Genomic DNA, 7,795 nt, shown 5'->3' with positions numbered 1-7,795 from the left:
GCGCAGCCGTGCCGAGGCGACCTGGGAAGGACGCCTGCTCGGGCACCTGCAGAAGCATCGGCGCTATCCACGCCAGGCCGAACGACTGCGCCAGCAGGGAGTGGTCTACGTGCGCTTCGCGGTGGCCCGTGATGGAGCAATCTCCGGCGTGAGGCTGGGCCGCAGCAGCGGCTTCGCACTGCTCGACCAGGAGGCGCTGGACACCGTGCAGCGCGCCAGCCCGGTACCGGCGCCGCCGGCCGAAGTGGCCGGCGACCCGGTGGACGTGATGGTGCCGGTGTCGTTCTTCCTGCGTGGGCRCTGACCGTCGGCAGGGTCTGCAGCGGGGTCGGATCCCTTTCCGCAGGAAAGGGCTCTGACCCCATCGGAGCCGACATCCACGCATGGCGTGGATCTACAGCAACGGCACCAGCAGCAGCGCCACGATGTTGATGATCTTGATCAGCGGGTTGATCGCCGGGCCGGCGGTGTCCTTGTACGGATCACCCACGGTGTCACCGGTCACCGCTGCCTTGTGCGCCTCGCTGCCCTTGCCACCGAAGTGACCATCCTCGATGTACTTTTTGGCGTTGTCCCAGGCGCCGCCGCCGGTGGTCATCGAAATGGCCACGAACAGCCCGGTGACGATCGTACCGATCAGCAGCCCGCCCAGCGCACGTGGCCCCAGCAGCAGGCCGACCACCACCGGCACCGCCACCGGCAGCAGCGACGGTACGATCATTTCGCGGATCGCCGAGCGGGTCAGCATGTCCACCGCCTTGTCGTACTGCGGCTTGGCGGTGCCCTGCATGATGCCGGGAATCTCGCGGAACTGCCGCCGCACTTCCTCCACGACCGCGCCGGCCGCGCGACCGACGGCTTCCATCGCCATCGCACCGAACAGGTAGGGAATCAGGCCACCGATCAGCAGGCCGATGATCACCGTGTGGTCGCTGAGGTCGAAGCGGAACTCCTGGCCGGGATTGGCCGCCTGCAGGTTGTGCGTGTAGTCGGCGAACAACACCAGTGCGGCCAGTGCCGCCGAGCCGATGGCATAGCCCTTGGTGACCGCCTTGGTGGTGTTGCCCACTGCATCGAGCGGATCGGTGATGTCGCGGATCTCCGAGGGCAGCTCGGCCATCTCGGCGATGCCACCGGCGTTGTCGGTGATCGGCCCGTAGGCATCGAGTGCGACAATCATGCCCGCCATCGACAGCATTGCAGTGGCGGCGATGGCGATGCCGTACAACCCGGCCAGTGCGTGCGCGCCCCAGATCGCCGCGCAGACGGCGATCACAGGTAGCGCGGTGGACTTCATCGAGATGCCGAGGCCGGCAATGATGTTGGTGCCGTGGCCGGTGGTCGAGGCCTGCGCAACATGCTGCACCGGCTTGTACTGGGTGCCGGTGTAGTACTCGGTGATCCACACGATCAGGCCGGTCAATACCAGGCCGATCAGCGCACAGCCATACAGCGCCATCGGCCCGTGCACGTTGTCACTCATCAGTCCGGTGGTGATGGGGTAGAACGCGATCGCTGCCAACACACCGGAGACGATCACCCCCTTGTACAGCGCTCCCATGATCGAACCACCGGGCTTCACCTTCACAAACAGCGCGCCGATGATCGAAGCGATGATCGAAACACCACCCAGCACCAGCGGATACAGCACCGCATTGGCACCAGCTTCGGCCAGCATCAGGCTGCCCAGCAACATGGTGGCGATCACGGTGACGGCATAGGTTTCAAACAGATCGGCGGCCATGCCCGCGCAGTCGCCCACGTTGTCGCCGACGTTGTCGGCGATCACCGCCGGGTTGCGCGGGTCGTCCTCGGGAATGCCTGCTTCGACCTTGCCGACCAGATCGGCGCCGACATCGGCACCCTTGGTGAAGATGCCGCCGCCCAAGCGCGCGAAGATCGAGATCAGCGATGAACCAAAGGCCAGGCCGACCAGCGCATGCAGTGCCTGTTCCATCGGTAGGCCCAGCCGCAGCAGCAGCGCGTAGTAGCCGGCCACGCCGAGCAGGCCCAGGCCGACCACCAGCATGCCGGTGATCGCGCCGCCGCGGAAGGCCACGTCCATTGCCGCGCTGATGCCGTGGCGCGCGGCCTCTGCGGTGCGTACGTTGGCGCGCACCGACACGTTCATGCCGATGTAGCCCGCAGCACCGGACAGCACCGCACCGACCGCGAAGCCGATCGCGGTGTACCAGCTCAGGAAGACGCCGACCAGCACGAACAGCACGACGCCGGCGATGCCGATGGTCAGGTACTGGCGGTTGAGGTAGGCGCGCGCACCTTCCTGGATGGCCGTGGCGATGGCGACCATGCGTTCATTGCCGGTGGGTTGGCGCAGGATCCAGCGCGCCGAGACGATTCCGTACAGGATCGCGAGAATGGCGCAGCCCAGCGCCAATGACAGCCCGTGACGTTCCAGCATTAGACCCCTCCGCAGAATGGATGGACAAGCATCCAGTGGCGATGAACGGCACCACGAGGGGGACGACGGGCTGCAGCCTGGAACCAACCCGTACCGACCTTGGTGGTCGTCCGACGTATGGCGGTGTTCAGCATTCCCTGGTGTCCGCAGTATGCGTGCCACCACCTGTGGAGTCGAGCGGCGCTCGGCAGGGTCTTCTTTGCACCCCGTTAAGCCAGCCTCTGCAAGCCTGCGCGCAGTCCCGTCGGAGATTCCCCATGCGCCTGTCCCTGTTGATGCTTGCCGTTCTGGCCCCGGCCATGCCTGCCTTCGCGGCGGAAGCACCGGAACTGCAGCGAGCGGTGGGTGCACCACAAGCGGTCGGCGCCGTGCATACGCTGCGGCAGATTCCCGAAGCCTGTGCCCGCCTGGAAGGCGCGTTCACCGGCCAGGCCGCCGAGCCCTATCGTTTCTCGGCGGTGCGTACCAGCGAGCAGTGCCAGCCGCGTGCCCGGTTTGTCGACTACAGCAAGGCGCAACCAAGCGCGGACAAGGGCTGGAAACTCAATGATGTGATCCGTGTTCCGAATGCCGCCTGTCCGGCACAGCAGGCGGTGGTGCGCGTATGGCGCCTTCCGGTGAACAACGCGCAGGCGCTGGATGGGCAGGGACAGTCGCGCATCTATCTGGAAGAAGCCAAGAAGCAGGCCGCCGCCGGCAAGATCCCGCAGGTGACGATGTTCGCCGCGCAGCTGCAGATGGAAGGCAAGGCCTGCAATTGAGGCTGAGCATCCACGCATGGCGTGGATCTACTGGGAGGGAGACCTGGGCAAGGCCTGCAATTGAGGCCAGGCATCCACGCATGGCGTGGATCTACTGGGAGGGAGACCCGGGTAGTGCCGGCCGCTGGCCGGCAACCCCGCGATCAATCCGCAAGCCTCGCTCCACGCGCCACCAGCAGCTCGCGCAGTGCCGATCTGTGGCACTGCGCCTCGTCCTCGCAATAGCAGCCCACCGCGATATCGCTGTGCTGCGATAGTGCGGCCAGCAGATCCAGCGCATGCGCCGCATCAGGCGCCTTCATCTCGGCTTTGTAGTGGCGGAAGAACGCATTCCAATCGGCAGCGGTCTTCGCCTCATGCGCCTGCTTCACCAGCTCGGCGCTGGGTGACAGTGTCGGGAACCACACGTCGTACCAGTCCTGATCCGCGAACTTGCTGCGCGGCACACCGCGCGGCGGGCGCCGCACAGTGCCGATGCGCAGGCCTTCACCGGGCGCACGCGGAGAGCCAAGTCGAACAACACGCAACGCCATGGCATTCCTCGCAAAAAGGGGGCGGAGGGGATTAAGTCGTATCCGACCCGCTGCTGACACTGGTGGAGGTGACGGAAGGGCGTATACGACTTAATCCCCTCCGTCCCCTTTACGGCTTCAGCCTTCGAACGCTGGCAGCTTCTGCTTCACCGCCACGTTCTTCAGCGTCACGTACTTCGGCAGGCCGTCGGCACCATACGGAAGCGGCGCTTCGCCCTTGATCAGCGGCGACAGGTAGGCGCGTGCCTTGGCCGTGATGCCGAATCCATCGCGACGGATGAAGCTGGCCGGCATCTTCTTCTCGTGGTTGGCAATCTTCGACAGCGGTGCGGCTTCGATCTTCCAGCGATACGGTGCATCGCTGCTGCGCACGATCACCGGCATCACCCCGTTCTGACCCTTCAGCGCCAGCTGCACCGCAGCCTTGCCGACCGCCTGGGCCTGTTCCCAGTCGGTTTTGCTGGCCAGGTGGCGGGCTGAGCGCTGCAGGTAGTCGGGCAGGGCCCAGTGCACCTTCAGCCCCAGCTGGTCCTTGACCCGCCCGGCCAGATGCGCGGCCACGCCGCCCAGCTGCGAATGGCCGAACGAATCCTTGCCGCCACCGGCGTCGGCGACGAAGCGGCCATCGGCGGTAGCTATGCCTTCCGAGGCCACCACCACGCAGTAGCCGACGCGGTCGACCACGGCCTTGACCTTGGCCAGGAACACCGCCTCGTCATAGGCGCGTTCGGGCAGCAGGATGATGTGCGGTGCTTCGTCATCGCCGTTGCCGGCCAGGCCAGCGGCCGCAGCCAGCCAGCCAGCGTGGCGGCCCATTGCCTCGTAGATGAAGACCCGGGTGGAGGTCTCGGCCATCGCCGCCACGTCCAGCGCCGCTTCGCGCACCGACACGGCGGTGTACTTGGCCGCCGAGCCGAAGCCGGGGCAGGTGTCAGTCACCGCCAGGTCGTTGTCGATGGTCTTGGGCACACCGATGCAGGTCAGGTCGTAGCCAGAGGCCTTGGCCAGCTGCGAGACCTTCAGCGCGGTATCGGCCGAGTCGTTGCCACCGTTGTAGAGGAACCAGCGCACGTCGTGTGCGCGCAGCACCTCCAGCAGGCGGTCGTAGCGGGCGCGGTCGGCGTCCAGCGATTTCAGCTTGACCCGGCATGAGCCGAAGGCGCCGCCCGGGGTATGGGCCAGCGCGCGGATGGCCGCGGCGCTCTCCTTGCTGGTGTCGATCAGCTCCTCGCGCAGGGCACCGAGGATGCCGTTGCGGGCAGCCAGGACCTTGATGCCCTTGGCCCGGGCCTGCTCGATCACCGCTGCGGCTGTGGCATTGATGACCGCGGTGACACCGCCGGACTGGGCATAAAGGAGAGTACCGTTGCGCATGCTTCTACCTGCTCGGGGGAGGGGACATTGCAGGGACATTACCCGTATGCGGTAAAGTGGCGCTATTGCGGTGCAGCGATACCGGACCGTCCGGGACGCGAACCTTCTTAATTTTCAACACGTTGGAGTCAGGTCAATGCGATTGGTTCTGTTGGGACCGCCCGGTTCGGGCAAGGGGACACAGGCGACGCGCCTGAAGGAAAAGCTGGGTATCGCCCACATTTCGACCGGTGACATGCTGCGCGCGGAAATCGCTGCCGGCTCCGAGCTGGGCAAGCAGGCCAAGGCGGTGATGGACGCCGGCAACCTGGTCTCGGACGACATCCTGCTGGGCATGCTGGAGTCGCGCCTGACCCAGGCCGATGTCGCCAAGGGCTTCATCCTGGATGGCTACCCGCGCAATGTGGCCCAGGCCAATGCGATGGACGGCCTGCTGGCCAAGATCGGCCAGCCGCTGGACGCGGTGGTGCAGCTGGACGTGGCCACCGAGCTGCTGGTCGACCGCATCGCCGGTCGTGCCAAGGAGCAGGGCCGCGCCGATGACAGTCCGGAAGCGGTGCGTCAGCGCCTGCAGGTCTACAACGACCAGACCGCCCCGGTGGTCGACTTCTACGCTGCCCGTGGCACCCTGGCCCGCGTCGACGGCGTCGGTGAGCTGGACGAGATCGAAGCCCGCATCCTGGCGGCGATCAAGCGCTGACCCTCGTGGCCGGTTGATGCCGGCGACTGAAGGCGCAAAAAAACAGGCCTGATCCGCGAGGATCAGGCCTGTTTTGTTTCATAGGTGCCAGCAAAGGGCTTGCTCAGGGCCCCCACAGCATGAGCTCCCTTGGGGATGGCCTCTTGGGGAGTAGGACCGGTTCGGGTACTGCGGCTGGCATCCTGAATTGTGTCCGGGTTCACAGAACATCGCTATCGGGAATTCCCTGACATGCGGTTGGAGTTTTCTCACAGTGGCTGTAGGGGTTCTCTTACCCTGTTGCCGGCAATGGCCCTATACAGCCGTGATCGGTCACAATCCACGGTCATGAGCAGCGTACATATCCTTGCAATCGCCGGCACCTTCATGGGTGGCGTGGCCGCCTTGGCGCGGGAACTGGGCCATACGGTCAGTGGCAGCGACCAGGCCATCTATCCGCCGATGTCGACCCAGCTCGAGCAGCTGGGCATCACCCTGGACCAGGGCTACCGCGCCGACAGCGTGCCGGAGGGCACCGGGCAGGTGGTGATCGGCAACGCGCTGTCGCGCGGCAATCCTGCCGTCGAAGCCGTCCTGGATGCCGGCCAGCGCTACATTTCCGGCGCCCAGTGGCTGTCCGAGCAGGTCCTGCCGGGCCGTGACACCCTGGCTGTGGCCGGTACCCATGGCAAGACCACCACCACCACCATCCTGACCTGGCTGCTGGAGAATGCCGGTCGCTCCCCCGGCTTCCTGATCGGCGGCGTGGCCGAGGACTTCGGCGTGTCCGCCCGCTTGGGCCAGGGCCGCGAGTTCGTTGTCGAAGCCGACGAGTACGACACCGCGTTCTTCGACAAGCGCAGCAAGTTCGTGCACTACCGGCCGCTGGTGGCGATCCTCAACAACCTTGAATACGACCACGCCGACATCTTCCCCGACGTGGCGGCGATCCAGCGCCAGTTCCACCACCTGGTGCGCACCGTGCCGGCGCGCGGCCGCCTGATCGTCAATGGCGAAGACGCGCACCTTGCCGAAGTGCTGGCGATGGGCTGCTGGACCCCGGTCGAACGCTTCGGCTTCGACCCCGCGCTGGAATGGCATGCCGAGCTGCTGGCCGCCGATGGCAGCGCGTTCCGCGTCCATCATCGCGGGCAGGCGCTGGGCGATGTGCACTGGTCGCTGCTGGGCCGGCACAATGTGCTCAATGGCCTGGCTGCACTGGCCGCTGCGCACGCAGTGGGTGTTGCGCCGGCCGAGGTGATCCCGGCGTTGGCGCGCTTCCGCAGCGTCAAGCGGCGCATGGAAGTGATCGGCAACCACGATGGCATTACCGTCTACGACGACTTCGCCCATCACCCGACCGCGATTGCGACCACGCTCGAAGGCCTGCGTGCCAGGGTCGGTGATGCCCGCATCGTGGTGGCGATGGAGCCGCGCAGCAATTCGATGCGGTTGGGCGCTCACGCACAAGCACTGGCACCGTCCTTGGCACTCGCCGATGAGGTGGTGTTCCTGCACCGCCCGGAGCTGGCCTGGAATGCGGCAGCGGTGATCGCGGCGGTGCGCGGACAGGCGCATGCCGTGGCCGACACCGATGCGCTGTTGGCGCAGCTGCAGGCCGACGTGCGCAGCGGCGACCATGTGGTGTTCATGTCCAACGGCGGCTTCGACGGCGCGCCGCGCCGCTTCCTTGCAGGGCTGCAGGCACGATGAGCAGTGAGGGTTCGCTGCCGCTGTTCCCGCTGCATACGACGCTGCTGCCGGGCGCGGCCATCGGCTTGCGTGTCTTCGAGCCACGCTACCTGGATCTGGTGCGCGAAACCGGCCGCAGCGGTGAAGGTTTCGGTGTCTGCCTGATCCTGGAAGGAAACGAAGTGGGAGCGCCGGCAACGCCGGCCGCCTTCGGCGTGCAGGTGAAGATCGAGGATTTCGATGTCGGCGCCGATGGCGTGCTGCAGCTGCGATTGCGCGGCACCCGTCGTTTCCACGTCGAGCGCACGCGCGTGCGCGACAACGGGCTGGTGGT

8 protein-coding genes are annotated in these 7,795 nt (G+C 66.2%); 5 read left to right on the top strand and 3 right to left on the bottom strand.

Translation table 11 applies throughout. The annotated features are described in order from the left end of the window. On the top strand, positions 1-304 hold a 304-nt coding region (locus tag AB4Y84_RS08045; protein WP_442249966.1), incomplete at its 5' end, for an energy transducer TonB. Positions 305-394: 90 nt separating this feature from the next. Here the strand turns inward: AB4Y84_RS08045 and AB4Y84_RS08040 are convergent. Further along, positions 395-2,422: a sodium-translocating pyrophosphatase gene (locus AB4Y84_RS08040; protein ID WP_313249861.1), complete on the bottom strand. Its 2,028-nt coding sequence runs from the start codon at positions 2,420-2,422 to the stop codon at positions 395-397. Between the two features lie 257 nt (positions 2,423-2,679). Here AB4Y84_RS08040 and AB4Y84_RS08035 point away from each other — a divergent pair, with 257 nt between their 5' ends. After that, on the top strand, positions 2,680-3,183 hold the full coding sequence (locus tag AB4Y84_RS08035) for a hypothetical protein (protein ID WP_223496440.1): 504 nt from the start codon (positions 2,680-2,682) through the stop codon (positions 3,181-3,183). Positions 3,184-3,326: 143 nt separating this feature from the next. Here AB4Y84_RS08035 and AB4Y84_RS08030 read toward each other — a convergent pair whose 3' ends face one another. Next, positions 3,327-3,716: a DUF488 domain-containing protein gene (locus AB4Y84_RS08030; protein WP_312786547.1), complete on the bottom strand. Its 390-nt coding sequence runs from the start codon at positions 3,714-3,716 to the stop codon at positions 3,327-3,329. Between the two features lie 117 nt (positions 3,717-3,833). After that, positions 3,834-5,090, bottom strand: a complete 1,257-nt coding sequence (locus AB4Y84_RS08025) for a 6-phosphofructokinase (RefSeq protein WP_442244449.1) — start codon at positions 5,088-5,090, stop codon at positions 3,834-3,836. Between the two features lie 136 nt (positions 5,091-5,226). Here AB4Y84_RS08025 and AB4Y84_RS08020 point away from each other — a divergent pair, with 136 nt between their 5' ends. The 3 genes from AB4Y84_RS08020 to AB4Y84_RS08010 all read left to right on the top strand — a co-directional run. Next, positions 5,227-5,790 carry an adenylate kinase gene (locus AB4Y84_RS08020; RefSeq protein WP_363731790.1) on the top strand — a complete coding sequence of 188 codons (564 nt, stop codon included), beginning with the start codon at positions 5,227-5,229 and terminating at the stop codon, positions 5,788-5,790. Positions 5,791-6,117: 327 nt separating this feature from the next. Beyond that, positions 6,118-7,482 (top strand): UDP-N-acetylmuramate:L-alanyl-gamma-D-glutamyl-meso-diaminopimelate ligase, encoded by a 1,365-nt coding sequence (gene mpl / locus AB4Y84_RS08015; protein WP_442244448.1) that lies wholly within the window; start codon positions 6,118-6,120, stop codon positions 7,480-7,482. Continuing rightward, the coding region (locus AB4Y84_RS08010) for an LON peptidase substrate-binding domain-containing protein (RefSeq protein ID WP_442249965.1) at positions 7,479-7,795 on the top strand (317 nt) is incomplete at its 3' end. The genes mpl and AB4Y84_RS08010, both read left to right, overlap by 4 nt.

The organism is Stenotrophomonas sp. 2YAF22 (assembly GCF_052114665.1).
Taxonomy (GTDB): domain Bacteria; phylum Pseudomonadota; class Gammaproteobacteria; order Xanthomonadales; family Xanthomonadaceae; genus Stenotrophomonas; species Stenotrophomonas indicatrix.
The sequence above is the reverse complement of the archived record's forward strand: the minus strand, read 5'-3'. Positions and strand labels throughout refer to the sequence as shown.

Excerpts from the sequence above, each read along its gene's own strand:
- mpl (WP_442244448.1), top strand. The coding sequence starts at position 6,118 with ATGAGCAGCGTACATATCCTTGCAATCGCCGGCACCTTCATGGGTGGC.
- AB4Y84_RS08020 (WP_363731790.1), top strand. The coding sequence starts at position 5,227 with ATGCGATTGGTTCTGTTGGGACCGCCCGGTTCGGGCAAGGGGACACAG.
- AB4Y84_RS08035 (WP_223496440.1), top strand. The coding sequence starts at position 2,680 with ATGCGCCTGTCCCTGTTGATGCTTGCCGTTCTGGCCCCGGCCATGCCT.
- AB4Y84_RS08030 (WP_312786547.1), bottom strand. The coding sequence starts at position 3,716 with ATGGCGTTGCGTGTTGTTCGACTTGGCTCTCCGCGTGCGCCCGGTGAA.
- AB4Y84_RS08025 (WP_442244449.1), bottom strand. The coding sequence starts at position 5,090 with ATGCGCAACGGTACTCTCCTTTATGCCCAGTCCGGCGGTGTCACCGCG.
- AB4Y84_RS08040 (WP_313249861.1), bottom strand. The coding sequence starts at position 2,422 with ATGCTGGAACGTCACGGGCTGTCATTGGCGCTGGGCTGCGCCATTCTC.